Below are 25,682 nucleotides of genomic sequence, written 5' to 3' on the forward strand. Positions count from 1 at the left end.
TCATTGCGAAACCTCATAGGTAGCGATCGGTTTGCCCAGCGCGTCCTCGTCCGGGTGCACACCAAGACCCGGGGTTTCCGGCAGATGTAGATGACCGTCGATGTTGCGCGGCCCGCGACCGCCAGCAATATCCACAGTAATCATGTCCTGACAGGCCCAGACAGCGTGACAATTGTCATCCGGTATGGTGGCGGCCAGATGCAGCGCCTCGGTGTCGGCCAGAACCGAGCCGCCCGTGGCCATTACGAACATATCGATCCCATGGGCCAGCGCGATATCACGCATCCGCGCGGCTTTGGTCAGTCCGCCGACACGATTCAGCTTGATCCCAAATACCTCGGCGATGCCATCACGGGCGATGCGGGCCGCGTCCTGCAAAGTCACAAGACTTTCATCCACAGACACGGGCGATGCGTGACGCCGTGAAATTGCTGCAATATCGTCCAGCGACTCGCCGGGTTGTTCGAACATGACGTTGAGGTCTTCGCAGGCGCTCATCACGCGTAAAGCCTGTTGCCGAGTCCAACCCCGGTTGACGTCGTATAGGACAACCTCCCCTGACCGACGGATGCTTTCGACATCGCGGACGCGGGCAATGTCGCGCTCCACATTGCCGCCGATCTTTACCGAATGCGCTATGTAGCCCCGGCTGCGATAACGCTCCATAACCTCGCGGGTTTCCTCGATGGTTTTGGCCCCAACCGACGAGGCAATCGGACGCGGCGTGCGTGACCCGCCCCCCATCAGATCGGCAATCGGCAAACCCGCAGCCTGACCCGCGATATCCCAACACGCCATGTCTATCGGGCTTTTGGCATAGAGATGTCCGGGCAAGGCAAGATCCATCGCCCGCTCGACATCCAGAACCTTGCGCGGATCAAGGCCCAGAATGAACGGAGCCATCGTCTGTATACCAGCACGAATGCCCGGTCCATGCGCGGGTACATAGGTATGGCCCCACGGAGTTCCTTCGCCCCAACCGATCAGCCCCGCATCGGTTTCGACCTTCACAATCGTCGCGTCGAGCGTTTCGAACTTCAGCCGTCCACCGGACAACCAATACGGATGCTCCAGCGGTAAATCCACATGGTAGACGGAGATACGGGTGATTTTCATTTCAGTTCCACTTCAACAAAGGACATGGGTTCGTCCCCTGCATTGATCACGTTGTGTTCGACCCCCTCATCGCGGCGGTATGAGGTTCCGGCGGTGACCGTCACCTCGTTTTCCGTCCCGTCCGGTAACTCCAGACGCATCAAGCAATCTGTTACAGCGGTGATGACGTAGTCCATCTGGTGACGGTGCCATCCCGTTTCCGCACCGGGAACAAAATCAAATCGGGTTACCCGCACGCGGGCATCGTCAATCAATTGAGTTGCAACAGCTTGTGGTCTCATAATGCGTACTCCGCCATCGGTGCGCCGAGGCTTTCGAAATCAGGGGTAACTCCCAGTCCTGGAGAGTCAGTGGTATAAAGCTTGCCCCCCCGCGACATCGGCCCGCCGATTCCAGTCGATCGGGTGTTGTAGTTCATCAAATCGGTGGTGTTCTGCAGATATTCGGGCGGGGTCGACGCCGCGAAATGGGCGACGACCGAGGTTGTGATCTCACCGCCCCAGGTATCCTCGCTGACCACCGGAATTCGGTTGTCGACCAGAAAATCCCGCACCCGACGCGCTTTGCTAAGCCCGCCGAGATTCGAGATTTTCAGGCAACAGATCTCGGCCCCTCGATCTGCAACGATGCGTTGGGCCATGTGTATTCCAGTAACACATTCGTCCAGCTTCATCGGCTGCTCGGCCACACGGCGTACCTGTTGGCATTCCTCGTAGGTGCGGCAAGGCTGTTCCAGAATGAAGTCCAGATCGCGTGTCGCACGGGCCACCCGGATCGCGTTATCGACACGCCAGCCCTGATTTGCATCCGCCATTGCCTTTTCACCCGGCTGCAACAAAGGCACCGTGGTTCGAATGCGGTCAATATCGGTGACCCAATCGCCCCCCACCTTGACCTGAAACTGCCGATATCCCTGTTTCCGATAAGCATTCATTTCGGCCACGGTCTCTTCCACCGCCTTCTGCGGCGCGACCCGGTACATCGGCGCACCGTCGGTGAGTTTACCACCCAGCAGCATCCAAACAGGCTGATCACAGGCCTGCCCCAGAATATCCCAACACGCTGCGTCAAACGGCGCTTTGGCGTATCCGTGCCCCTGCACCAGATGATCCATCAACTGCTCAATTCGCCCAACCTGCCGCGGGTCCTCCCCCAACAGTTTAGGAGCGACCAGACGCGCCAGTGCCGCAACGCCTTCAGAATGGGCGACCATGTAATTCTCACCGCAGGGTGTGAACTCACCACAGCCCTGTAAGCCGGCGTCAGTGTCGATCACCACGACGGAAGCTGTTGCGGTTTCGATCGCGTTGCCCGCGCCCCAAACATAGGCCCCACCGACATAAGGCAAGCCGGTTTGATAGACGCGGATACGGTTGATTTTCATGCAGCATCCATTCTGGGCAAATCGCCCATGCCTTCGCCGCGCCACAACACAAAGGTCAGGATTGGCTGATCCGTCGTGATCATGGCGTGGCTTTGCCAACTGGAATGCAGCCGCGTCTCATTGGGTCCGACAAACGCCTCGTCGCCGTCGACCCTGAACAACGCGCCACCTGCAAGTGTCAGATAAATCTCTTCGGCTTGATGGCTATGCCAGTCATAACTCAAACCAGCCCCCCAATAACCGACATAGCCGCGCAGTTGGGACGAATGGAAATGGCCTGTAGGCCCGAACAACTCATAATACCCATACCGGTTTAGGAAATCCGTGCCGACCTCTTCCTCGGTATACGTGTGTTTCCAATTGGCCAAATGTGCTGTTGCCTTGATTGCCGTGGTCAAGTCGTCTGTCGCGGCAACACCATCGGCGCTAAGTTCACGGACCAGATCAGTGGCTGGAATGGCGCATGGTTGCAGGCCAACCGGTTCCAAATCATTCGGCCATGGTGCAAAATCCGTCATATCAGGATGTGCCTGATACAGTCGTCGCGCGACCTCAAGTACGTCATCCAGTGTCATGGGATCACCACTATATTTCCAGTATGTTTTTTGGCGATGAAGGCAGCCTGTGCCTCGCGCAACTCCTCCAGCGGGTAGGTCGCAGCGAGCGCGGGTTTGATCTCACCGGCCTCGATATACTTCACAAGATTCTGCATCACCTGAGGGTCGATCACTGTGGACCCCGTGAACGTCAGGTCGCGCAGGTAGAAAGTGCGCAAGTCGAACTCGACCATCGGCCCAGCGATGGCGCCCGAACATGTGTAGCGCCCTCCGCGTTCCAGTATGTCGATCAGTTTTGGCCAATACGGGCCACCCACCACATCGGCCACGACGGTGATCTTTTCCGTGCCAAGCGACGCGCGCAGGTTTTCGGGGGCGCGAGGCAAGATCATATCAGGGCCCAGCTCGGCCACGTTTGCATGTTTTGCTTCGGACGCCAACGCGATCACCCGCGCGCCGCGACGTATGGCCAACTGCACCAAAGCACCACCGACGCCGCCAGAGGCTCCGGGGACCAGAACCGTGTCTTTGGCAGTCACGTTTGCACGCGTTAGCATTCCTTCTGCGGTAGAGTAGGAACAGGAAAACGTCGCCAATTCAGCATCTGAAAGGTCCGATTTGATCGGCACAGCGTTCACAGCCAGCGTCGTAGCATATTCCGCAAAGCCACCATCGCGTTCCGAACCATAGTAGCCCGTCTTATCCATGTTGCCCGGGTCCGCCGGGTCGCGCAGCCATCCATCGGTGATGACGCGTTCGCCGATCATCCTGGGATCGACACCTTCACCTACTGCCACGATGTGGCCGCAGATGTCAGCGCCCTGAATACGAGGGAAGGTGATCGGGTTGCCGCCCCAAGTGGGATCTTCTTCGCCGACCTCTTCGAATGCTCCGCCAGTGGTCGCGTCAGTGACCGTTTTTGAGTACCAACCCGATCTTGTGTTCACATCTGTGTTGTTCAGACCGCAGGCCGCAACTTTGATCAGAACCTCTCCGGCGGAGGGTATTGGGCATGGCCAGTCTTCGTGCAGTACCATCTGCTCCAGACCGCCATGGCCCATCGTGACCATTGCTTTCATTGTGTCGGGCAAGCTCATCAAGCAGTCTCCAATACGGCGTCTGTACGCGGCAGCAGGCTTTCGGGGTCATAGGCTGGCTCACCCAGAACACGGGCCGCGCGGGGTTTACCGTGGATCACGACCTGCAGCTCGGTCCCGGCAGTTGCCGTCTCGGGTTTGATGTAGGCAAAGGCGAGGATCTTGCCGACGGTATGGCCATAGGCCACCGAGGCGGTCGAGCCCACAACCTTGCCGTTCAACATGACAGCTTCGCCGCCGTGCCCGTCAATCTCGCCATCCGGCTCAATCTCGAGGTATGCGCAGACCCAAGGCAGGTCCGAGTTCAGCGTCTTGTCCTTGCCCAGATATTCCTTGTCAGTGCGGGCAAAGCGCAGCACGTCGGCTTCGGCCAATGTAACCTCGTTGGTCAACTCGCCTGCGCCTTTGAAGCCCTTCTCCATCCGCATCACGTTCATGGCAAAGCTGCCATAGTCGGCTATGCCATGCGCCTCGCCCGCCGCCCAAAGCGCGTTGTAGACATCAAGGCAGGCAGCGTTGGGCATATGCAGTTCCCAACCCAATTCACCGGCATAAGACATGCGGAAAGCCCAAACCTTGTGACCAGCAATGGTGATCTCTTGCGCGGACAGCCAGCGGAACCCGGCATTGGTCAGATCTGCATCGGTGCAGCGCGCCAACACCTCGCGCGACCGTGGACCGTTCAGCGACAGGGCTGACCAGTCGGCGGACAGAGCCGTTATCTGCACATCCTCATCCGTGCGCTGCTGCGCCAGATGATCCAGCAATCGCTGTTCGAAGAAGGCAGCGCAGACCAGATAAAAGCGATCTTCGGCCATTCGGACAATCGTGGTCTCCAACTCGATCCGGCCACGGCGGTTCAGCATGTGCGTCAGCGTGATCGAGCCGACCTTTTGCGGCATCCGGTTGGCGGTCAGCCGGTCCAGAAGGGCATAGGCGTCCGGACCCGAAACCTCGACCTTAGTGAAGGCGGTAACATCCATGATGCCGACGCGTTCGCGCACCGCCTTAACCTCAGCCGCGACCATGTCGTCAGCAGGGGTGCGGCGGAAAGAATAATGATCGCGCTGTTCAATGCCATCGCGGGCGAACCAGCGGGGGCGTTCAAAGCCGTAGACTTCCTCATGCACCGCGCCCTTTGATTTCAGCAACTCATAGAGTGGCGACGGCTTGATCGGGCGTCCTTCCAGACGGTTGAAATGCGGGAAGGGAATTTCGTGGCGCAGGCAGTAGTCTTCCTCGGCCTTGATCACCTGCCAGTCCTTGGTGGCATAGCTGCCGAAGCGACGCGGATCATACTCGCGCATCGAAATATCGGCGGCCCCATACACCATCCAGCGTGCCAATTCGCGGGTCAGACCCGGCCCCCAACCGATACCGATCTGTGTGCCACAACAGCACCAGTAGTTCTGCACACCCGGTGCAGGTCCGATCAGCGGGTTGCCGTCCGGCGGGTGAGAGATCGCCCCGTGAACGTCGCGCTGAATGCCCAACTCGGCAAAGATCGGCATGCGGTTCAGGCTTTCCTCAAGCCATGGCATCACCCGGTCGTAATCTGCATCGAACAGCCAGTTCTCATATTCCCATGGGCAATGGTCATGCCAGACCGAATTCGGATTTTCCTTCTCGTAAATCCCGATCAGCCCGCGCTGTTGCTCCATCCGGATATAGCCCGAAACCTTACGGTCATCGCGGATCACCGGCAGTTCCTTGTCCAGATTCTGGAACTCGGGCACCGGTTCGGTCACGAAATAATGGTGCGTCATCGAGGTCATGGGCAGTTGCAGCCCCGACCATTCGCCCATCTGGCGGGCATAGGTGCCGCCTGCGTTCACCACATGCTCGCAGGTGATCGTGCCCATTTCGGTCTCAACCACCCACTCGCCGTTGTCAGCCTGCGTGATGTTGGTGGCGCGGCAATTGCGGAAGATTTGCACGCCCTTCTGACGCGCGCCCGTCGCCATCGCCATGGTCACGTTCGTCGGATCGACATGGCCGTCATCCGGGGTATAAAGCGCGCCCAGTACACCTTCGAGGTTGTAGAATGGGTGCAGCTCGGCCACTTTCTCGGGTCCAACCAGTTCAATGTTGAAGCCCAGCGACCGACCCACTGAAAGGGTGTGGCGCAGCCAGTCCATCTCATCCTCGGTATAGGCCAGACGGAACGAGCCACAGCCATGCCACGTCACAGGTTGGCCGGTCTCGGCCTCCAACTGACCGGAATACAGACCGATGTTGTAATCGACGCATTTGCCCAGCCCAAAGCTTGAGGTCGAATGCGTGATCTGGCCCGCCGCGTGCCAGGTACTACCACTGGTCAGTTCAGCCTTTTCCAGCAGGACGGTATCGTCGCCCCACCCTTCATGCGCCAGATGATAGGCCAGACCGACCCCCATAACACCTCCGCCCACGATCACTACGCGGGCATGTGACGGCAGATTCTTCTCGGACATGATTTTTCCTCTTCCCGAGTCGCATTTCTGCTCGACAGGCTAATTCCACAAATGTACCATCGTCAATCATGAATGACACAAATGTATCATCAATCGTTCTCGACCGCCTCACCGAGGAATGGGATGCCCTGACGCCTGAGGCGCAGAAAGCCGCGCGTTACGTGCTGGAAAACCCAACAGATGTTGGCGTTTCTACAGTGCGTGAGATCGCCGAGGCGGCCAAGGTCAAACCCAACACCTTCGTGCGCATGGCGCGGCAGGTTGGGTTCGAAGGCTACGAGGATTTCCGCGCCCCGTTCCGCGACGCGATTCGGCAGGGCACCGTGTCGTTTCCCGACCGCGCCCGCTGGTTGCAGACCATCGGTAAGTCGGGTGAGCTGGGCGGGCTCTATGCCGACATGATCGGTGCCGCGATCCGCAATATCGAAGACACCTTTGCCGGAATTGACGCCGAGCAACTGAAAGCCGCCGCCGTGGATATCTGGAATTGCCGCCAAATTTTTACTCTGGGCGTCGGCGTAAACAACTCGAACGCGCGCAATTTCACCTATCTAGCGTCCACGGGGATGAAGCAGTTCCATGCAATTCCTCGCCCCGGTTCGACCCCAGTGGATGATCTGGCCTGGGCAGACGAACAGGACGTGCTGATCGCCATCACCTGCCACCCCTACCGAACCGAGGTGATCGACGCGATCAAGCTTGCCCGGCAACAGGGCCTAACCGTCATCGGCATCTCGGACAGCCCGGCCAGCCCGGTTATCCTGAATGCGCAGCACGGCTTTGTCGTCGCCGCCGACACACCACAATTCTTTCCGTCATCCGTCTCGACCATCGCCCTGCTGGAAACGCTGCTGTCCTTTGTGATCGCGGTTTCCAGCGATGAGATCGTCGAGCGGGTGGAACGGTTTCACCAACGCAGACACCAACTTGGCCTCTACGCGGAGGAGCCCGAATGAACGCACCCCTGACCCACTCATTGGACGCGCGCTATTACACCGACCCTGCGATTTTCGAGCAGGAGATGCAGGGCCTGCTGGCCCGAACGTGGCAATTTGCGGGCCACGTGGCACAGGTGAGGGAACCGGGAGACTATTTCGCCTTTGAAATCGCAGGGCAGAACCTGTTCTGTATCCGGGGTCGTGATGGTGAAATCCGCACTTTCTACAACGTTTGCCAGCACCGCGCACATGAAATGGTGACCGGTGCGGGCAACACGCGCGTCGTGGTCTGCCCCTATCACGCCTGGACCTATGAGCTGTCGGGCCAGCTACGTGCAGGGCCGAACATCAAGTCGGTTCCCGGCTTTGACCGCAGCGCGATCTGCCTGACTTCGGTCCGCACAGAAGTTTTCAATGGGTTCATCTTCGTCAATCTCGACGACGACGCCGCGCCGATGGACGAGTGGTATCCCGGCGTGCGTGATGAAATCCGCGCTTTTGTTCCGCATATCGACGATCTGGAACCGCTGGAATGGGTCGAGATTCCAGAAAACTGCAACTGGAAGGTCAGTATCGAGAACTACTCGGAATGCTATCACTGCCCAACCAACCACCCGACCTTCGCCGAGGGCGTAGTCAAGCCCGAGACCTATGACATTCAGCCGGACGCAGGTGGCGGCTATGTGCTGCGTCATACGACGGAATGCCAAAGCCTCGACAAGATGACCTATCCTATTGACCTGACGGTGCCGCATGCAGGCGATTACCAGTCATGGTTCCTGTGGCCGATGTTCTCCTTCCAATGCTATCCGGGCAACGTTCTGAATACCTATCACTGGCGCGCGAAGGATGCCGACCACTGCACCGTCTGGCGTGGGTGGTACACTGAAGGCGGGTCCGAGAGCGCCGTGATCCGGCAACTGGCCGTTCAGGATCGCGAAACCACAGTCGAGGAAGACATTCAGCTGGTCGAATCCGTCCACCGAGGGCTAAAGTCCCGCGGCTATCGCCCCGGCCCGCTAGTGCTGGACCCCGGATGTGGGGTGATGTCAGAGCATTCGATCGCACGGCTTCAACAATGGATGCGCGAGGCCGTCGAATAAGGAACTGACCCCGAGCCAACGGACACATCTACTGACCACATTTCACAGGACTCAGTAACAATGCACAAAATCCTTGCGCTGTGGGCAGTACCCCGATCCACATCGACCGCGTTTGAATGGATGATGCGACAGCGCGGGGACCTGGATTGCTTGCACGAACCTTTCGGTGAAGCCTGGTACCAAGGCGAAAACCCTTTGTGGCATCGGTTTAAACCGGGCGACGTAACCACCCCCGGCCTGACACTGGACACCGTTTGGGCTGACATTCAGGCCCGAGCACAAAACGGGCGGGTCTTCATCAAGGACTTCCCGCACTACATCAACCATATGTGGGACGCTGAATTCCTGTCGTGTTTCAGTCATGCATTTCTGATCCGCGACCCCGCGAAAACCATCACTTCAATGTACAAGCGGTGGCCTGATTTCGCGGAGGGAGAGGTTGGCTTTCCCGAACAGCGCGCTCTGTTTGATTTGCTGACAGCCCTGAATGGAACCCCGCCACCAGTAATAGACAGTGACGATTTGTTGGAAGACCCGCATGGTATGACACAGAAATTCTGCGACGCTGTGGGTATCCCCTTCATCGAGGACGCTCTGACATGGGAGGCCGGTGGCGACCCCTCTGCTCATAGCTGGTGGGATGGCGGATCCTTTCACGCCAACCTTGCAAACTCGACCGGGTTGGCGCCGCAACCGCGCAAGTACATTGACATCGACGATGCCCCAGAGCGGGTTAAACAGGTGCATCGCCGCATGAAACCGCACTATGATCACCTTTACAAGCATCGCCTCACGCGCTGAAGAACCGGAGACCTCACATGGCAGACATTTTCGACGAAGACCTTTTCTTAAGGGGTTTGGAGCAACGCAAAGGCACGCTCGGCGCGGATTATGTGGAAAAAAATCTGGCCGCAGCAGACGATTTCACCCGGCCCTTTCAAGAAGCTATGACCGCATGGTGCTGGGGCTTTGGTTGGGGAGACAACGTAATTGACGCAAAGACCCGTTCGATGATGAACCTAGCGATGATCGGCGCGCTTGGGAAAATGCACGAATGGGAAATCCACTGCAAAGGTGCAATCAACAACGGTGTCTCCAAAGAGGAAATCCGCGCCATCATTCACGTCGTCGGGATTTATTGCGGTGTACCTCAGGCGTTGGAGTGCTTCCGCGTAGCCCGCAAAGTGCTGGAAGCCTCTTAAAACTTGTTTTTAAACTGAGTTCTGGCGCTCTCTCTCGGGCCAGAACTCATCCACCACGATGTACGCGACGATCACAAAGGTTGCCGCACTGGCGACTTGCAAAACGCGCGTGATGCTCTTGACGTCGGCCTCATCTGAGAAGGGTGCAATCGAACCTCCGTAAACAATCAGAGCAGTGGTGATCGCCGACCCCGCTGCAGCAGCCAGAGGTATTTCGGATTTTCCAAGCGCTCCAAGTGTTATGCAGAAGAAAAAACACAACAGAACCGGAGTCAGAAACAGCGGTGCAATGACATTGACCTCATAACTCAGCATCGACACTGCTGCACCAAGCAGGTTGGCTGTCAGCATGGCTTTGGCAACGGTTTTCCCCGCAGACGGCATTGCCGCAAGTTGTTGGCTTAACAGCGCAACGAAAAACAAGACCAGCAACGCCGATGCACCAGATACAAAGAACGCCAACGCGAACGGGACGGTGACCAGAGACATTCTGAAAATCCGGCGACTCGGATCGAAGTCTTGCGCTGACGCAGCTTTTTTCTGTGCATCGGTAGGGGGTTCCGCAGGAATGATTACGAACATTAGCGTGGACACAAAGCCCGCGAAGAAAAGGTTCAGAGGAATCCAGAACACCAGTACCAGCGCCAGGTCCTGCGATTGAAGCACAAGGTTCGGTATCATGAGTGCCCCCATAAGGGCGATAACTCCGGGCAAGACCCCAGCCCCCGACACAGACCACATAAATGACAGGATGATCCCTATGGCCACAAGGATCAGAAAAACGACAGGGTATGGAGAAAAGACCGAAGACAGCAGGAAGGAAATAAACATCAGCCCGATCGAAAACACGAACAGCTTGCCAAAGGCGGCCAGAGGCAATGCGGCTGGTGCTTGCAGAAACAATGCCGTGAAAACCGCTCCCACTACTGCCAACGGCCAGCCCAGAAACAGCCCCAGGGAAAATACGCCGGTCACACCCACTGCCAGCCGCAGGACAGAGTTTCGGTCCTCAGTACGCATAGGACAGGATTGAAACCACGCGGATATACGTGCGACCCACCATGTTCAGCAGCGAATTGTCACTGAGATACATGATCACATCAGCTTGTCCGTTCAGTTGAAACCGCAGATCATCCTCGGCGCTGCCGGCCTCATAACCCGGTAAAACGATCCGCACCGGAAACCGCTCAGGTTCGCGCAGGAACCCCTTCGTGCTGGGCGCACTAGCCAGTTGGCCGGGTTCATCCCCGCCGCTCAGAGATACGGCAGCGCTGAAGCTTTCGACTACACCCGGTACGATTTGACCAGGGTGCATATCCAAAACCACATCGACAGGTGAGCCCACTGCGGCGCGACCAATGTTGTTTTCAGTGAAATACGCCTCGATCCAGACATCCGTTGCATCTAGAAACGTCAACAAGTCCTGCCCGGATCGCGCGTAAGTTCCGGGCGCAATCAGCAAATTGGAAATCACTCCGGTTGCCGGAGCCCGTAATTCGGTCCACTCAAGGTTTAACTCTGCATCCGCAAGGGCAGCTAAAGCGCGTTGAATTTTGGGGTTCTCGATACCCTCGTCGCCCAGCCTCTGCTTCGCCTTCTCCAGATCAGCCATTGCATTTTCGAGGTTGGCCTCGGACTCGGCCAGTTGCCCCCGAGCATCGTCGGCCTTTGAAACTGCAATCAAGCCTTTCTTTTCCAGCGCAAACACGCGTTCGGTTTGCAGGCGCATGGTGTCCAAGTCGCTTTGAGCGCGCGCCAGCTTGGCCTGCGCCGCACTCACTTCGGCTGAGGACGCACCCACCTCTTGGGTTGCTGCCTCCAAGTCCGCTTGAGCTTTGTCCCGTTCAATTTCGTAAGGGCGGCGGTCAATACGTACCAGAACATCACCCGCCGAGACGACTTGACCGTTCTCCACCAAAACTTCGGTGACAGTTCCGGTTACCTGCGGAACGATCTGAGTGGCCACAGCCTTGACCCGCGCATTTCCAGTAAACGGCGTTTTCCGATCCGCGACCAGATACCAGACAAGGAAAATCAATATAATTGCCAGCGTCGTCCAGATCGTTTTCCTCATTCCGGCGCTCCTTCGGCAGGTTCTGCGACATCGGGGGAGGCGTCAATCCAAACCTTGAACAGCTCATAGAATACGGCAAACAGAACAGGACCCATGAAAATCCCGATCAGGCCGTAGGCCATCATCCCGCCAAGCACTCCGATCAGGATCACCAGCATCGGAGTCTCAAGACCCTTTGAGATGAAAACAGGCCGCAGGAAACTGTCCATGATGGCGACCGGGACCGCTAGAATGGTAAACACAAGAGCCGCGCCACCGGACATGGAACTCCACGCGTAGATTGCCACCGGCAACAGAACGAGGCCGGGGCCAATCTGGATGATCGAAAGGATCAGGCATATAAAAGCCAGCGTAGCTGCGGATCCTATGCCGAACACCGCCAGCAATATCCATACGACGACGGCCTGTATCGCCGCCACCCCGATCACGCCTTTGGTAACGTTACGGATCGTGGCACCGGCCAGAGTAACAAACTCACCACCACGCGGTGCAAACACGCGATTGGCAAACCTTTGCAGTCCCTGCACCAAATTCGGTCCGGGGCTGAACAATGCGCCCATTATAATTACTGACAGTGCAAGACCCAAAAGCCCGATACCAATGCCTAGGACTCTGCCGAACAGCGATTTGGTAATTTCCAGGATTTGCGCTCCGTATTTTGCCAGCGCGCCATCGAGATTCCGTTCGAACATCGTCCAAACGTCCGCGATCTTGCTTCCAATCAGCGGAAGCTCCTTGATGCCCTCGGGTGCAGGTGGGATCTTCAGTTCGCCGCGGTCAGCCTGCTCGGCAAAGTCCGACCCAAGTTCCGCCGCACCAGAGACCGCAGTCGCAACCGGGCCAAGCGTAAGGACGAGACCCAGCAGGACCAATATTGTTGCAGCCAAAGATTTACGCCCGCCCAACTTGTCTTGAAGCCAGTCAAACACTGGGTAAAGCGCAACGCATAAAATAGTCGCCCAGATGACCACACTTGCCAGTGGAGCGACCATGACCAGCGCACTATAGAGGAATAATCCTAGGAAAAGTAAGCGTATTGCAAGATCGACAATTTTTGCATCCTGGGTCTTTTCCATTCCGTCCCTCCACATTTTGTTTTTGAATTTTAGACTCAAAAAACAAAATATGTATATATTTTTAACTTTTAGGCTCGGTATGGTTTTGAAATCCCAATGGGATTGGCGTAATTGCGCCAATCCGATCTGCCGCTAACGAGACGGAATTAGCGCTCAGAACCCCTACAATTTATGCGTCTGTATCTTCGTCATCCTGAGAGAGGATAGTATCCGCGACGGTTGTTGCAGCTGTCACAAAAATGCCTAGTCCGACAATGATGTACACCATCGTAAAAATTTTGCCTGCAGCTGTTTCCGGAGAGAAATCACCGAATCCAACCGTCGAAATCGTGACGACGGAAAAGTAGATTGAATCCAGCCAACTCCACCCTTCGACAAAATGGTAGAAAACAGACGCCCACAAAATCATCCCAACGGTAAAAGCAAGAATGCCCTTAACCCGGCCGTCTTTGAAAGCAACTCCCATTCCTTTTGTAATTCTTTTCAGCGAATTCATGATACCCCTTTCCACTGTTGCAAAGAGGTATAACAGAATTATAGGCGTCCTAGCTTGAGCAAATTCTTAAACGCCGGCACACACACCGAAAAGCTTTGCGTTTAGCAGATTCAAAATTTTGATAGGTGTCACCAAATACTGATTGAGGGAGCCAGTAGCCAATGCCTTCAAACACAGCCCAAAAATTTGGTTGAGTAAAATTACGGTAAAAACTTCACCACCAAAGCTATTGATGCAGCTCATATCTTGCAAAGGATATGGGCAGTTCCTCGGTCCGCGGGAACATGAACTCTGAGAGCATAACCTATCTCGCCTGGCACCACGGGTTCTGTCGACATTATCTCCTTGCTATCGAACTGGGTATGCCTCACAGTCTGACAAACCGCGACGACAAGTTCCGAAAATTTCATGAGCAACCCGCGAAACAGTGAAGTCAGTTGCTATATTTTATCGGCGGGGCGGACCGGAACAGTTTTCCTTTCCTGCTTGATCCACGAACTCGATCCCTCAATACGCGTGCAACATGAACCTTCGCCCTCGCGTTATCTTATGATGTTGGGAAATCTGCGCAATGATTGGGGCGTATGCCGCTCAGCAACACGCAGGTGGTCCGAAGTTTTGCAACGAAAGCTGCATCAAGGCGACGGGCGCTATATCGAGATTAATCCATTTCTTTGCTCCGTGGCAGATACTCTGCCAATTGCTGGGCGCAAGTTGAATGTCCTGCATGTTGTGCGCCACCCTGCGGATTGGGCCCGATCCATAACCACCTTCAAAGCCTCAGCTAAACTGCGCGGTGCGATTGACTATGTTCCATTTGCCAAGCCCTATCCTTCGCCCAGACCTGCAGGATGGGGACAATTGAGTGATTATGAAAGGGCGCTTTGGCGGTGGACCTGGTGCAATTCGCAGATTGATGGTCTTCAGAAAAAGGCCAGCCGTTACAGTCGAATACGCTATGAAGATTTGTTTTCGGACAATCCTGAAACACGCTTGACCGCGCTGGCTACATTGCGCTGGATGTTCGATCTTGAAAAAGTACTGGACGCAAATCATCCAATCTTTTCGTCACGCCTTAATCCTTCGCCGACGCAGTCCAAGACGGCGAACTTCGCAGCCGAAAAGGAAATCTGCGGCCTTCTTGCGGCATCGTATGGCTATGAAATTGGCGAGAATTAGCAGGTTCAGCAGCGCCGCGGCGGGGGTGTTGCTGTTTGCAGCACTGGTCTGGTTTGCAGGTGGCCAAAACATTGATTTGTCAAAGGTTAATTTGAACTATGCGATTGCGTGTCTTGGGATATACGCAGCGATGCTTTGCCTGCGGGCGCTGAATTTCAAGCTGATAAGCGGGGTTCGACATAAACAGGGCTCTTTGTGGCAATGGTGCAGGCTGGCCGCATGCCACCAATTGATATTCTTGATCGCCCCGTCCGGGTCAGGAGACCTGACGTTCCCAGCGATGGCCCGTAAATTTGTAGGAGTCGATTTAACCAACGGGGCGGGCATTATCGTTCTATCAAGGATACGCGATGCCTTGGCAATTATTGGCCTCGGCGCGACGGGATTGGCTATCACTGGAATTCAAATCCCATTTTTTGCGGCATTGGCTGTGCTCGCATTTACTACTCTGATTTGGACGGAAACAACGATCCGCTTAGTTATAAGATTTATTTCTATGGCTTGGCAAAAGACGTCGCGCTTTCAGACCTTGTTACAGAATCTCAGCGATGCCGCCCATATTAGCAATGAGCATCAGGTGCAGCGAAACGCATTAACGCTGGCCATCTGGCTTTGCGCAGGGGCAGGTGTATGGTTCGGCTTTTCGGCCGCAGGTTATCGGCTGACCTTGTGGGAGTGCTGGGTCATTGTGCTGTTTTTGAACGTTGCGGGAGCACTTGCGGTTTCAATCGCAGGGATCGGCTTTGCCGAGGCAGGTGCAGCTGGTGCATTGATGCTGTTAGGCACATCCGGTTCAGAAGCCGCTGAGCTCGCGGTTGTTGCGCGCCCGATTATGGTGATCTCTTTGATTGTGGCGGCGTTTCTGCTGGAACGGGCGGCCTATTTTGCAGGACGATCTCACCCTCCCGTGCCTTAGCGGAATGGGCGTTTGCTTCCAGCAGGCGCACGCGTCCGATATGCGGAAACAGTGCCGGACGGCGTGAGTTTGAAACGTCGTGGCTGATGAAATTGAGCAGTAATTGGATTCCGACTAGGATTGGCAATGCACTTAGCATAACGGTACCGGCTGTTGCCGGTAAACCAGTCCGCGCACTAGCGATCCAGGCAGAGATGCCAAAAATTATGCCAAACAACACTAGTACAAAGCCTGAGACAAAGTTCAGCGACGCAATGCTGAAATCGCGTAGAAAGTAATTGTACGAAATCCGTTTGAAAAAATTTCTAAGATGCAGAAATGGGAACCTGATCAGTGCATCAAACTCGCGCAGGTTGCTGATCTCATCGCCATAAACGGCCTCCATCGGGACGTCCGTTACCGCCGCCCGTAACGTACCTAATCGGAACAGCATATCTGATTCGAAAAAGTACCTTTTGTGTAGTTTGTCCAACGGCAAAACCCGAGCCACCTCGGCGTGGATGGCAGTAAAGCCATTTGTCGGGTCGAACAAATGCCAATAACCACTCGAGATTTTGTTGATGAAGGATAACCCGGCATTCCCCACTAACCGTCCTCGTGGCATTGCCCTTACACTTTCCAGATTGAAGAAACGGTTGCCTTTCACATAATCAGCTTCGCCTTCGACGATTGGGGCAATCAAAGCTGGTATGAGGGTCGGATCCATCTGACCATCACTGTCCAACTTTGCAATGATATCCGCCCCCTCCGCGATAGCTGCTTTGTAACCCGTGACCATCGCACCGCCGACGCCTGCATTCACTGTGTGCGTCAGCACTCTAATTCGCGAATCTTTTTCCGCCACCTCGACGAGCACGTTGGCCAAATCGTCATCGCTAGCGTCATTAACGCAAAATATCAGGTCAACCGACATCGGAACGCGCTCGATCACAGACGCCACGTTTTTTGCCGATCGATAACAGGGGACAACTACCGCGACGGTATGGGGTTTTTGATCAGCGTTAAGCATAGAAATCAACCGTCCTTTGAACGCTTGCGTTTAAAAGCTTTGAACTCATCCAGTTCCACGTCAATTTCTTCGTAGTTCTGCCAAAGCCGCCGGAATTCAGAATCTTCTAAGTAGAAAGACAGGAAGTCGAATTTGGAATATCCAATCGCATGTCTACGCGGCGTCGCGGCTACCAGTACCAAATCGGGGTTGGTGCCAAGATCTTTCAGCATCGCCCGACGCTCTCGCTTTTCAACCCGAGCGAGCAGTTCAGACGTGGCCCCATCGAAGCCATTTTCGCGCATCCTCACAATGGCCGGTAAGCCTATGCGGCTGTTGGTCAAGGCTAGCCAATCTCGTGACGCGTAATTGGACACTGGAAACCCAGGGAAAGGGTGTGTTGAAATTGCTAAGAAACTTCCGCCGGGCGGCACCCGGTCCTGCACTACTTCAATGACAGCTTGAATTCTGCTACCAACTGCGCCGGCTGCCCGCAGGCCTTGAATCTCGTGCCAGCCTGATTGACCTTGAAAATACAACGAAACAACAAGAACACCAGCGGACACAGCCCTTAGGGTAACGTTTGATGCCGTTAATGCACAGGCAAGGCTCAGGCAGGCGAAAACTACAGCTGGGTAAAGGTGATAGCTGTAGCCCTTCTTCTGTATCAGAGCAGCTGCCAAAAAGGCCAAAGCGGCAAGGCTGAAAACTTTGCTAAGCGCCGAGAATCTGAGAAGGCCGGAGATTCCCACTGCCGTTAGTACGAGCATCACGACGTTCATATTCCAACGTGCCACTTGTATTGCCGACCAACCGAACCCCCAATAAACCTCCGAAATGTTCGGGATCACCTCGACCAAGTAGGGGCGCGCGAATACCCAAACCGCCAGCACGTAGACTGCGACCGTACCGACAGAGATCAAAATATCCGGGCGGATCATCAGCCTAACGCGCTGCAAACGCAAGGCAACGAACAGTTCCACTAGGACGGGCATAAGAAGGAAGTAAGGCTTGAATGCGACACCTATACCTGCCCCGATGCTAGCCAACCAGTTTGCGCGGCGCGATACCACACCAGTCTGGACCAGCAATGCGGCCCGCGTCAGATAGGGAATACAAAGCAATAGGGCCAGATGTTCGCGCTGCCCAAAATCTCGGCCTGCGCCAAACCCCACCAAAACTGAAAACACTATGAGGAGTGAAGCCTTCCCAAGCGGCGGAAGCTGGTCCGCGATCATTCTGTTGAGGTCGACCAGAACGGCCAGCGACAGGCCCAATACCGCGATCCTGTACACAGTCACTGCATCAAACGGGGTAATGGATGCGACACCATTAGGAATCGCGGAAATCCACCAAATCAACGGTGGGTTGGCGGCTATAATGTCTCGGCCAAAGACACCTCCCTCAAAAAACCGCCCCGAGGAATACAACACCCAGCCGACATCATGGTTAACAAACGACAAAGACTGAACAAGGTTGCCTAGCAGCAAAAGGCCTATAGCCACCCAAAAGGTGTATCTCTGTATCGTGTCCTGATTGTCCAAAGTACGACCCGACTGGATTGTTGCTGCTTTTTTCTGTGAGCAACGCTATAGCGAGATAGTCGAGGTTGTCACAGACGAACACGGACGCACGTCGGAAAGCTCACCAATGTTGCATTTAGGATATAGGCGCAAATGAGCAGTGGGGCACAGAGGGACACGGGCATGAAACACTACGTTCCAAAGCCGGATTGGGGTACCTACGAAGGTGCTTGGCTGGAAAACTATGACGCGGCAAATTATTCGAATTCCCTCAGCAGCAAGGTCTTGCACCGGACCCACGCGCTGATCGAACAAGACCGCCAGTTGAAAGACCGTTATGCAACCGTTCTGGAAATAGGCGTTGGAACGATGGCACATTTTCCTTTCGTCCAACACAATTTCGACACCTACGTCGCCTCTGACCACGACCCCAAGGTGATTGAATGGCTGCAATCTAAGACATGGGACGAACGAGTTAAAATTCAGCAATTGTCAGCCACAGAGTTTCCTTTTGAGGAAAACAGCATTGACCGTTTAATCGCCACTCATGTTTTGGAGCATATCCCCAACCCTACCGAAACCCTGGAACACTGGGCACGGGTCGTTCGTCCGGGTGGGGTCATCTCATTACTGCTGCCGTGTGATCCAGGACATTTATGGCAATTGGGACGCAACTTGGGCCCACGGAAAATGGCCGAAAAATCGGGGTTACCGTACGATTATTATATGGCAGTCGAACACATCAACCCGATCCAGAACCTTCGCCGAATTATCGAATTCCATTTCCCGAACCGCAACGAAACTTGGTGGCCGCTTCGCCTGCCTTCAGCGAATTTTAACTTAATTTACGCGGTCAACTGCTATTTGTGACGAGAGCGGCCTGTCGTGTTTTCTAACCCGATTGTGGTTAATTGATTGCGGGTGAGGCTATGCGTTTGCGACTGTTCGCTAAAGCTGGTTGCTTAAGCAGGATTTGCACCTCTGTTCTTCGAGTTACGAAGCTGACGTGGTTTGATCGTGAAGCAAACAGACCGGTGGACTGTTTGTAGATTGAACGGGCTGTTGGGATTTGGTTGCGGGAGTAGGATTTGAACCTGCGACCGTCAGGCTATGAGCCTAATGAGGTGAAGACGTTAAGCAATTGATCCGCTGGATCAATTGCCGTCTGAACGGGCTGCTTTGGATTTTCTGACGCTGGTTGTGGGAGCAGGAATGGACCTTTGCCGAACGTCAAAAAAGCCTAACTTTTGAGCGGAGTTCTCGACGACACTATGAATAGACTGCTTTCGACGAATGAGCACTTTAGCCATGGAAATTTTTGATAAAAAACTGAATCCGATAGCCACTCTTCGGCGCAGCTCTAACAACTTCAAATTTGTCAAAGTCCAAACGAGAGGGAAACGGGGCATGAAATTAGATGTTCCTATAACTCAAGCGCTAAGGGCGTTGGGATATTTTAAGGAGGTGGCTTTGAGGCCTGATTTTGATGTTACAATATAGAGACCGGACAATCACGGCACAGGTTGCGATAGCAACAGCATTATGTGTCTTAATAGTCTGAAATTTGAGTGAGTGAATGTATGATTCAGTACAATTTCAGAAATGTATCCAGAATTTGGATTTCATCCAGAATTTTGGTGTGGCCTTCTGTGTTGCTTTTTGCTCTTTTTTTTGGGGTTGCCAATGCGCAGCAACTCGCTCACTCGGATCCGTATCAAAACTCGATTGCTATCGCGAGCGAGGCAAATGTTGACGAAAACGTCCTCTCTAGGCACGTAGTCGCTCTGAGCGCAGATGACCTTACAGAGATTGCAAACATCTGGCAGCGCCGAGTCCAAACCAACCTCGCGCAAATAGCCCAAGGATTAACGCAGCTAGAAACTGTCGCGGATGAGCAAGTTCCCGTGCTTGTCGATGAAATAAAGGCCATAAACCAAAAGAATATTGGTGACCTGCAGAACTACACCATCGTGGTTAACGCATTGGGGCGTAAAGGCGGGTCAGAAGAGGAGCTGAATAAGCATCAGGATTATATCAAAGGATTTATCGGCGAGCTTTTGCTTTCATATCAATGGCGGGCGATAGCTCATCTATCGTGGGAATGGGTGAAATCCGGCAGGGGTGGGCTAAGGGCGTTAGGCGGGCTTTTCCAAGCAATCATGATAATGGTCGCAGCTTTCCTTGTGGGAGGGATCCTGAAGAGAATTTCAGTTCGATGGATTCGTCGGCGCAATGAAGAAAATGAAATCGCTGCGGTGGTCTTGCCAAACATCATTCGCTGGAGCGTTCTGGTTGCCGGTTTGTTTTTCGCGTTGTGGGGGCTTGGCGTAAATATTGGCGTCACAACTGCGATTATTGGTGGTCTCGGCTTTCTTATCGCGTTTATGCTGCAGAACTTATTTCAAAGTGTGATTGGTGGCTTTTTACTTCAAGCGACAAACCCTTATTCAAAGGGCGATATCATATCTATCAATCAAACTATTGGAACGGTCGTAGACGTAAACGTAATCTCAACAAAGCTTAGAACTTTTGACAATCGTTTGGTGCAGATTCCAAATCAGTCAATCTGGCAAGGTTCGATGGAGAACCTGACTAAGTACCGAGTGCGGCGCGTCGATCTTGTTTTCGGAATAGGATATAAAGACGATATCGAACGCGCGAAAGCGACCCTTGCAGAGATGGTAAAAGCAGACAATCGCTGCCTGAGAAGCCCGGAAACTCGGATATTTGTCGGTGAGTTGGGACCTTCATCGGTGAACATTTATTGCAGACCATGGGTGCGAACCGATGATTATTGGGATGTGCTCTGGGATCTGACTGAGATCGGTAAAACACGTTTGCAGAACGAAGGCATCTACATCGCGTTTCCGCAGATGGACGTGCATGTACACACAAATGACGTTGCTTCGCCTGACAATTGAAGTGTGTCGAGTTTATGTTTCCACAAAACCACTGAGGGAAAGAGCTTCGAACTCTTAAAGTGGGAAATGGGCCTAGAGTTTTCGAAGGACGCTATTGATCGCAGGTGCGCGTTGGGTGATCGAGAACTGAGAAACGTGTGTGCACATTCATAATGTGCGCTTTACGAATTCACGTTTTGAAACTCGTTCTAAAACAATTATTTCTGTTGCCTTGACCGGCAATTGGTTAGTCAGCGTATGATGCAAGATCAAAGCAGCCGGCGGCAGCGAATTTAGTATCAGAGTTATCGCTTTTGGGGCGTGTCAAAAACTCTCGATCGGTTTCAGTTTGGGATGGTTTAATGTCCACCACTGTGTCAAATGGGAAAACTCCGAGGTTGGCGTCGACAGTCTTGATGGCTTTGATCGGTTCAAGCTTGTTCCTTTTGTTCTTGTCGCGCGATCTTGCTGACGGTTTGCACGATGATTGGGCAAGCGAGAACGTAGGGCTTGTTGCTCGGTACGTTGTCGCAATGATGCTTGGCGGCGCGATAATGGGTTATCTTATGGCTTTCATGTTTGGTCGTGATGGCTTGGGCGGATGGGTCGTGGCGTTCTTAGGCGGGCTAATTTCAACTTTGGTTGCTGGGGCGTGTGGAAGCCTTATTGGGTTGCTACCCGATCTACTTGCGGATGGATGGCAGGCCAAAGACGCAGTGTCCATTCTTTTTGGATTTCTGGTTTTACCAATTGCTGCGGTTGAAAAACTTGGCTCATCCTTGATTTGGCTAGCGGCTATCGCAGCAACCCATATCTTATCCAAGTATGAACGTGCGAGATACTAAACTGCGTGGTCGCAACTGGGTGAATGCCATCAGAGAGATAGGAACCTCTTTGAGGCTGAGCTTCTTGCCATAGGCAAATAACGCAGATCGATAGTTTGGTTTTAAGCAAAGCTGGCCGCATCACCGTAAAAGCATGTAGTTTGCCGTTTCCAGCAACTCGCCGAACTAGAAACCCAGTTCCTAAGGTTACTGAATCTAAATGCTCGTATTAAGAATAGGGCAACAGAACAGGCTCATTGTTTTTGGCCTTTAAAGCCCTTTTCAACGGAACCGGTTGAGAGACGACACGCGAAGAGATTTTATTTGACATGCAAACATTATGTTTCATGCTTAACTAGTGTTTTTATGGGGTTGGGAGTGCGCACGATGAAGTGGACTATAATGACAATCGGTTTGTTAACCGCTGTTGCCACCCAGTCAACCGCTCAGACCGGTCGAGAAAACCCTTCAGTCGACTTTGCACTGATTAACGGCTCAATCCACACGATGGACGGCGAAGGTACAGTCGCGGAGGCCATCGGCATTGAAGACGGTGAAATCGTTTATGTTGGATCCGCCCAAGGCCTGCCAAATGTTATCGGGTTGGGGACAGAAGTCATTGACCTTGGTGGCGCGATGGTGCTGCCCGGGTTCGTAGACGGCCACATCCACGCAGTTGTAGGTGGCCTCATCATGCTCGGCGTAGACTTGCAAACAGATGATAAGGAAGAATTGTTCGCGCTGATCCGCGAAGAAGTCGAATCGAACGAAGATGACCTTATTCTTGGGTATGGTGTGCGCTTCAACCCATGGACAGACGGCAACCCTACCGCAGCTATGCTGGACGAAATCGAGTCTGAGCGGCCGATCTACTTTTGGGCGATTGATGGTCATGCGGCTTGGGTAAATTCCAAAGCGATGGAGCTTGCCGGGATTACCAAGGATACTCCTGATACAGTTCCAGGCTTTTCATTTTTTGAGCGTGACGACGAAGGCAACCCAACCGGTTGGATCGTGGAAGTTCCTGCTCAGCTGCAAGTTCTTTCGGCGCTAATGGAAATTTCTCCAGAGTTCATGAGGGAAGGTGTTCAAGTCTGGCTTGACCGTTTTGCGGCCGCAGGGATTACGGCTGTCCACGACCATGGCATTCAAGGCATGGGGCAGGACGAGGGCTTTCAAATGCTCACTGCCTTTGAGGATGCAGGTACACTGCCTCTTAGGGTTGTCGGATCGTATTACTGGAACGACGGAAATATTGATCCGCTGCCCGGCACCTTAGAATTGCGCGAAACCTTCAATACTGACCTTGTTAAGGCGCGATACCTCAAGGTCAACATGGACGGTGGCGATGATAAATGGACCGCGCTCATGGTTGAACCTTACTCTGACCAACCAGAGAACGTTCCACAGCCGATTATTCCTTACGATGTGATGGAAGATGCCGTGATACGCGCAGACGCTGCCGGGATTGACGTCACCTGCCATTGCTTCGGTGATCTGGCCGTACGCAAACTGCTAGATGCAGTGGGAGCAGCAATAGCGGTCAATCCACCAAGAGATCGCCGTCATAAGATAACACACGGCGTTTACATCCATCCGGACGACTACGCACGCTTTGATCAGCTGGGCGTCACATACGACTCATCGGGCGTTTGGATGAGTTTGGATCCATTGATGCAAACGATAGCGACAAGCCGAGTTGGACCGGAGCGTGTCAACATAGCTTTCCCGACGACAAGAGTACTTTCGGAAGGTGGTAAATTCTCTTTTGGCTCCGATTGGCCGGTTTCAGGATATGTTTCGGAATATCGCCCTCTCGCCGCTATTGAAGCAGGTATCACGCGCACCCTTGACGGTCGTAAAGACGTCGCTCCCCTTGGCGGAGAAGAAGCGAAGATGTCACTAGACCAGGCACTGCGGGCACATACCATCGATGCAGCCTTTGGAATTGGATTGGACAATGACATCGGCAGCCTCGAAGTCGGGAAGAAAGCCGATTTGGTTGTGTTGTCTAAGAACCTTTACGACATCGACCCAAATGACATTTCAGAGGTCGAGGTGCTTTATACCATAATGGATGGCAACTTAACTTGGGATCACACGAAGCAGTAGGGGACCTCTGACGTAAATTATCAACTCCGAAAGGAGAACTGTTGTGACTTTCAATCTGAAACTCCTTGCCACCTTGAGTGTGATGGTGTTCGCGGCTGGACAGTCGCACGCGTGTGGTAATCCGATGCTATGGGCTATGCTTTTTGAGCGCCACCCCGAGGCAAAAGTGGCCTTTACGGCTGATCTGAAGGGACGTACGTCTGGCCTTGTTCAATCCAGACCGTATCTGCAAAGACCTGGTGTTTCTTACCATTCGTGGTCCACCAAATCCCTGAACAGGCTCGCGCAAGAAATGGCACCGTCAGTTGCTGCCAATCTGCGGGACGGAGGAACGTTTACCGTACTTCTTGCGATCGAAGTTGCGGCCATCCGTTTCCACAGTGATGATCGCACTCCCGAGATATTGGCAGCCGCCGAACTCGACACGATTTCTGAATTTGACGCTACAACGACTGTAAATGTCCTGTATTCAGGCTGGCAGCACGCCCTCAATTTCGATCAAATGGTCGAAAATGATCTTGTGGTTGTTTCACAGAAACAAGCCGGTGAGACTCTATCCGGGGTATTTGGCGGAGTGTCGAAGGCCTCGTTCGAGCCCTAATACTTTGTCAAAATGGCTTAATCGCGAATGGCGTGTCGAGAAACTCTCACGGAAGCCATAAGATCACTTAAAGATTTGAGAGCTGTCTTTATGAGTTGAATGTTACGTATCACCTAAATGGCCGACAGTGCCCGGCGCTATTGGCTCATCTGGGTGTGTTCTAGAAAGCAAGGCAGCGGAAGTTTGAGAAAAAACAAGTTATCGCGCGGGGCAGGGGATGAGTGACATTTGGGTGGTAGGAATACCCATTTTATTGGTTGACGTCGTCAGTCCAGTTCTTCTGGCTGCGACGGCATTTGCCCTGACCGGGAGCAGACCAATTGCAAATAGCTGCGCGCTTATCTTAGGTCACACAATCGCGTACTTTGTGATGGGTATTCTGATCGTCTACGGCGTTGCTGAGTTTCTGGCACCGGTGGTGGATTTTGTGGTTACAGGCTTCGTGAACCCGACGCGTATCAATTTCATCATCGGACTTGTACTGGGCATAGTATTGCTTGGCCTCGCGGTGAGAATTAGCACAAGCGCCGCTATGGAAAAGCAGTCTTCCAGATCTGAAGCGAGCCAGCAGAAAGAAGGTCTACTGCCGTCCTTCATGATGGGATTAACGATATGTGTCGTGGGTATGCCGTTTGCCGTGCCGTATTTCGGCTTCATCAACGAGATGTTCCGCTTCAGCGTGCAGTCTAAACCTTTGGGATTGCTGATCTACAATCTTCTATATGCGCTTCCTTTTGCACTTATTCCGCTTGCATATTTGGTCGTTGGAAAGTCGATTGTGGATCGATTAAAGGCGCTAAATCAATTTATTGGCACAACAGCGTCGTGGCTTGTCCCGCTCTTGTTTGGTGTCTTGGGGTTGGCTTTCATCGTTGATGCAATCAAGTATTTTCTCACCGGCTCTGGTTTGGTTTGATGTCAAACTTTCTGCTCAGGTGATATCTACTACTTCTCGACACCTCATTTCCTAATAGGATTTCACTTACGAACGGAGGCAACGTTACCCGTGCACGTTATCGACGCTGTCGAACTGCGCAACGATCGGAACACCGTGCCGTCTGAACGTTCTGTGTTTGGATTTTCTGACGCTGGTTGCGGGAGTAGGATTTGAACCTACGACCTTCAGGTTATGAGCCTGACGAG

Annotated in this window: 24 protein-coding genes; 12 read left to right on the forward strand and 12 right to left on the reverse strand. The window is 53.7% G+C overall.

Going from position 1 to position 25,682, the window contains the following annotated elements; translation table 11 throughout:
* Genes ACR0L3_RS15490 through ACR0L3_RS15515 form a run of 6 tightly spaced genes read right to left on the reverse strand, consistent with a single transcriptional unit; the run spans nt 1 to nt 6,607 of the window.
* The gene (locus ACR0L3_RS15490) at nt 1-1,116 is read right to left on the reverse strand and encodes a mandelate racemase/muconate lactonizing enzyme family protein (RefSeq protein ID WP_480746663.1); all 1,116 of its coding nucleotides are present in this window, start codon (nt 1,114-1,116) and stop codon (nt 1-3) included.
* Entirely contained in the window at nt 1,113-1,397 is a 285-nt protein-coding gene (locus ACR0L3_RS15495; RefSeq protein WP_480746664.1) for a cupin domain-containing protein, read from the reverse strand. The genes ACR0L3_RS15490 and ACR0L3_RS15495 overlap by 4 nt, the downstream gene beginning before the upstream one ends.
* Nucleotides 1,394-2,500 (reverse strand): mandelate racemase/muconate lactonizing enzyme family protein, encoded by a 1,107-nt coding sequence (locus tag ACR0L3_RS15500; RefSeq protein ID WP_480746665.1) that lies wholly within the window; start codon nt 2,498-2,500, stop codon nt 1,394-1,396. Before ACR0L3_RS15500 ends, ACR0L3_RS15495 begins: the two co-directional genes overlap by 4 nt.
* The gene (locus tag ACR0L3_RS15505) at nt 2,497-3,075 is read right to left on the reverse strand and encodes a dimethylsulfonioproprionate lyase family protein (protein WP_480746666.1); all 579 of its coding nucleotides are present in this window, start codon (nt 3,073-3,075) and stop codon (nt 2,497-2,499) included. Before ACR0L3_RS15505 ends, ACR0L3_RS15500 begins: the two co-directional genes overlap by 4 nt.
* Complete coding sequence (locus ACR0L3_RS15510; RefSeq protein WP_480746667.1) at nt 3,072-4,154, reverse strand: alcohol dehydrogenase family protein; 1,083 nt, start codon at nt 4,152-4,154, stop codon at nt 3,072-3,074. The genes ACR0L3_RS15505 and ACR0L3_RS15510 overlap by 4 nt, the downstream gene beginning before the upstream one ends.
* Nucleotides 4,154-6,607, reverse strand: coding sequence for an FAD-dependent oxidoreductase (locus tag ACR0L3_RS15515; RefSeq protein WP_480746668.1), 2,454 nt, complete (start codon nt 6,605-6,607; stop codon nt 4,154-4,156). The genes ACR0L3_RS15510 and ACR0L3_RS15515 overlap by 1 nt, the downstream gene beginning before the upstream one ends.
* Before the next feature lie 68 nt (nt 6,608-6,675).
* On the opposite strand from ACR0L3_RS15515, the gene ACR0L3_RS15520 reads away from it, so the two are divergent.
* From ACR0L3_RS15520 to ACR0L3_RS15535, 4 genes are read left to right on the forward strand one after another with little or no spacing between them, the layout of a single operon-like run.
* The gene (locus tag ACR0L3_RS15520; RefSeq protein ID WP_480746670.1) at nt 6,676-7,563 is read left to right on the forward strand and encodes a MurR/RpiR family transcriptional regulator; all 888 of its coding nucleotides are present in this window, start codon (nt 6,676-6,678) and stop codon (nt 7,561-7,563) included.
* Entirely contained in the window at nt 7,560-8,648 is a 1,089-nt protein-coding gene (locus tag ACR0L3_RS15525) for an aromatic ring-hydroxylating oxygenase subunit alpha (protein ID WP_480746671.1), read from the forward strand. The genes ACR0L3_RS15520 and ACR0L3_RS15525 overlap by 4 nt, the downstream gene beginning before the upstream one ends.
* A 60-nt stretch (nt 8,649-8,708) precedes the next feature.
* A complete protein-coding gene (locus ACR0L3_RS15530) occupies nt 8,709-9,449 on the forward strand; it encodes a sulfotransferase-like domain-containing protein (RefSeq protein ID WP_480746672.1) in 741 nt (246 codons plus the stop codon).
* A 17-nt stretch (nt 9,450-9,466) separates the two neighbouring features.
* The gene (locus ACR0L3_RS15535) at nt 9,467-9,850 is read left to right on the forward strand and encodes a carboxymuconolactone decarboxylase family protein (protein ID WP_480746673.1); all 384 of its coding nucleotides are present in this window, start codon (nt 9,467-9,469) and stop codon (nt 9,848-9,850) included.
* Between the two features lie 9 nt (nt 9,851-9,859).
* Here ACR0L3_RS15535 and ACR0L3_RS15540 read toward each other — a convergent pair whose 3' ends face one another.
* The 4 genes from ACR0L3_RS15540 to ACR0L3_RS15555 form a co-directional block, all read right to left on the reverse strand.
* Nucleotides 9,860-10,870, reverse strand: coding sequence for a DUF2955 domain-containing protein (locus tag ACR0L3_RS15540; RefSeq protein WP_480746674.1), 1,011 nt, complete (start codon nt 10,868-10,870; stop codon nt 9,860-9,862).
* Nucleotides 10,860-11,924: an HlyD family secretion protein gene (locus ACR0L3_RS15545; protein WP_480746675.1), complete on the reverse strand. Its 1,065-nt coding sequence runs from the start codon at nt 11,922-11,924 to the stop codon at nt 10,860-10,862. The genes ACR0L3_RS15540 and ACR0L3_RS15545 overlap by 11 nt, the downstream gene beginning before the upstream one ends.
* On the reverse strand, nt 11,921-13,000 hold the full coding sequence (locus ACR0L3_RS15550) for an AI-2E family transporter (RefSeq protein WP_480746676.1): 1,080 nt from the start codon (nt 12,998-13,000) through the stop codon (nt 11,921-11,923). Before ACR0L3_RS15550 ends, ACR0L3_RS15545 begins: the two co-directional genes overlap by 4 nt.
* Nucleotides 13,001-13,169: 169 nt before the next feature.
* On the reverse strand, nt 13,170-13,496 hold the full coding sequence (locus tag ACR0L3_RS15555; RefSeq protein ID WP_480746677.1) for a potassium channel family protein: 327 nt from the start codon (nt 13,494-13,496) through the stop codon (nt 13,170-13,172).
* A gap of 408 nt (nt 13,497-13,904) precedes the next feature.
* Here ACR0L3_RS15555 and ACR0L3_RS15560 point away from each other — a divergent pair, with 408 nt between their 5' ends.
* Nucleotides 13,905-14,675: a hypothetical protein gene (locus ACR0L3_RS15560; RefSeq protein ID WP_480746679.1), complete on the forward strand. Its 771-nt coding sequence runs from the start codon at nt 13,905-13,907 to the stop codon at nt 14,673-14,675.
* Nucleotides 14,656-15,591 (forward strand): lysylphosphatidylglycerol synthase domain-containing protein, encoded by a 936-nt coding sequence (locus ACR0L3_RS15565; RefSeq protein ID WP_480746695.1) that lies wholly within the window; start codon nt 14,656-14,658, stop codon nt 15,589-15,591. Before ACR0L3_RS15560 ends, ACR0L3_RS15565 begins: the two co-directional genes overlap by 20 nt.
* Here ACR0L3_RS15565 and ACR0L3_RS15570 read toward each other — a convergent pair.
* Nucleotides 15,506-16,600 carry a glycosyltransferase family 2 protein gene (locus tag ACR0L3_RS15570; protein WP_480746680.1) on the reverse strand — a complete coding sequence of 365 codons (1,095 nt, stop codon included), beginning with the start codon at nt 16,598-16,600 and terminating at the stop codon, nt 15,506-15,508. The genes ACR0L3_RS15565 and ACR0L3_RS15570 overlap by 86 nt on opposite strands.
* A gap of 5 nt (nt 16,601-16,605) precedes the next feature.
* The gene (locus ACR0L3_RS15575) at nt 16,606-18,123 is read right to left on the reverse strand and encodes a hypothetical protein (protein ID WP_480746681.1); all 1,518 of its coding nucleotides are present in this window, start codon (nt 18,121-18,123) and stop codon (nt 16,606-16,608) included.
* Nucleotides 18,124-18,285: 162 nt separating this feature from the next.
* On the opposite strand from ACR0L3_RS15575, the gene ACR0L3_RS15580 reads away from it, so the two are divergent.
* The 6 genes from ACR0L3_RS15580 (at nt 18,286) to ACR0L3_RS15605 (ending at nt 25,455) form a co-directional block, all read left to right on the forward strand.
* Nucleotides 18,286-18,972: a class I SAM-dependent methyltransferase gene (locus ACR0L3_RS15580; protein WP_480746682.1), complete on the forward strand. Its 687-nt coding sequence runs from the start codon at nt 18,286-18,288 to the stop codon at nt 18,970-18,972.
* Between the two features lie 710 nt (nt 18,973-19,682).
* A complete protein-coding gene (locus tag ACR0L3_RS15585; protein WP_480746683.1) occupies nt 19,683-21,023 on the forward strand; it encodes a mechanosensitive ion channel family protein in 1,341 nt (446 codons plus the stop codon).
* Nucleotides 21,024-21,364: 341 nt separating this feature from the next.
* Nucleotides 21,365-21,847, forward strand: a complete 483-nt coding sequence (locus tag ACR0L3_RS15590) for a hypothetical protein (protein WP_480746684.1) — start codon at nt 21,365-21,367, stop codon at nt 21,845-21,847.
* A gap of 366 nt (nt 21,848-22,213) precedes the next feature.
* A complete protein-coding gene (locus tag ACR0L3_RS15595; protein ID WP_480746685.1) occupies nt 22,214-23,938 on the forward strand; it encodes an amidohydrolase in 1,725 nt (574 codons plus the stop codon).
* A gap of 43 nt (nt 23,939-23,981) precedes the next feature.
* The gene (locus ACR0L3_RS15600; protein WP_480746686.1) at nt 23,982-24,539 is read left to right on the forward strand and encodes a hypothetical protein; all 558 of its coding nucleotides are present in this window, start codon (nt 23,982-23,984) and stop codon (nt 24,537-24,539) included.
* A 217-nt stretch (nt 24,540-24,756) separates the two neighbouring features.
* On the forward strand, nt 24,757-25,455 hold the full coding sequence (locus ACR0L3_RS15605; protein WP_480746687.1) for a GAP family protein: 699 nt from the start codon (nt 24,757-24,759) through the stop codon (nt 25,453-25,455).
* Nucleotides 25,456-25,682 lie beyond the last annotated feature (227 nt).

The sequence above is a fragment of the Ruegeria sp. CK1 genome (genome assembly GCF_056536545.1).

Bases quoted from the DNA above. Each gene is read 5' to 3' on its own strand.
- ACR0L3_RS15555 (WP_480746677.1), bottom strand. From the start codon at position 13,496: ATGAATTCGCTGAAAAGAATTACAAAAGGAATGGGAGTTGCTTTCAAA.
- ACR0L3_RS15560 (WP_480746679.1), top strand. From the start codon at position 13,905: ATGAGCAACCCGCGAAACAGTGAAGTCAGTTGCTATATTTTATCGGCG.
- ACR0L3_RS15515 (WP_480746668.1), bottom strand. From the start codon at position 6,607: ATGTCCGAGAAGAATCTGCCGTCACATGCCCGCGTAGTGATCGTGGGC.
- ACR0L3_RS15540 (WP_480746674.1), bottom strand. From the start codon at position 10,870: ATGCGTACTGAGGACCGAAACTCTGTCCTGCGGCTGGCAGTGGGTGTG.
- ACR0L3_RS15605 (WP_480746687.1), top strand. From the start codon at position 24,757: ATGAGTGACATTTGGGTGGTAGGAATACCCATTTTATTGGTTGACGTC.
- ACR0L3_RS15505 (WP_480746666.1), bottom strand. From the start codon at position 3,075: ATGACACTGGATGACGTACTTGAGGTCGCGCGACGACTGTATCAGGCA.
- ACR0L3_RS15520 (WP_480746670.1), top strand. From the start codon at position 6,676: ATGAATGACACAAATGTATCATCAATCGTTCTCGACCGCCTCACCGAG.
- ACR0L3_RS15585 (WP_480746683.1), top strand. From the start codon at position 19,683: ATGATTCAGTACAATTTCAGAAATGTATCCAGAATTTGGATTTCATCC.
- ACR0L3_RS15565 (WP_480746695.1), top strand. From the start codon at position 14,656: ATGAAATTGGCGAGAATTAGCAGGTTCAGCAGCGCCGCGGCGGGGGTG.
- ACR0L3_RS15595 (WP_480746685.1), top strand. From the start codon at position 22,214: ATGAAGTGGACTATAATGACAATCGGTTTGTTAACCGCTGTTGCCACC.
- ACR0L3_RS15550 (WP_480746676.1), bottom strand. From the start codon at position 13,000: ATGGAAAAGACCCAGGATGCAAAAATTGTCGATCTTGCAATACGCTTA.
- ACR0L3_RS15500 (WP_480746665.1), bottom strand. From the start codon at position 2,500: ATGAAAATCAACCGTATCCGCGTCTATCAAACCGGCTTGCCTTATGTC.
- ACR0L3_RS15545 (WP_480746675.1), bottom strand. From the start codon at position 11,924: ATGAGGAAAACGATCTGGACGACGCTGGCAATTATATTGATTTTCCTT.
- ACR0L3_RS15530 (WP_480746672.1), top strand. From the start codon at position 8,709: ATGCACAAAATCCTTGCGCTGTGGGCAGTACCCCGATCCACATCGACC.
- ACR0L3_RS15490 (WP_480746663.1), bottom strand. From the start codon at position 1,116: ATGAAAATCACCCGTATCTCCGTCTACCATGTGGATTTACCGCTGGAG.
- ACR0L3_RS15580 (WP_480746682.1), top strand. From the start codon at position 18,286: ATGAAACACTACGTTCCAAAGCCGGATTGGGGTACCTACGAAGGTGCT.
- ACR0L3_RS15570 (WP_480746680.1), bottom strand. From the start codon at position 16,600: ATGCTTAACGCTGATCAAAAACCCCATACCGTCGCGGTAGTTGTCCCC.
- ACR0L3_RS15590 (WP_480746684.1), top strand. From the start codon at position 21,365: ATGTCCACCACTGTGTCAAATGGGAAAACTCCGAGGTTGGCGTCGACA.
- ACR0L3_RS15495 (WP_480746664.1), bottom strand. From the start codon at position 1,397: ATGAGACCACAAGCTGTTGCAACTCAATTGATTGACGATGCCCGCGTG.
- ACR0L3_RS15535 (WP_480746673.1), top strand. From the start codon at position 9,467: ATGGCAGACATTTTCGACGAAGACCTTTTCTTAAGGGGTTTGGAGCAA.
- ACR0L3_RS15510 (WP_480746667.1), bottom strand. From the start codon at position 4,154: ATGAGCTTGCCCGACACAATGAAAGCAATGGTCACGATGGGCCATGGC.
- ACR0L3_RS15525 (WP_480746671.1), top strand. From the start codon at position 7,560: ATGAACGCACCCCTGACCCACTCATTGGACGCGCGCTATTACACCGAC.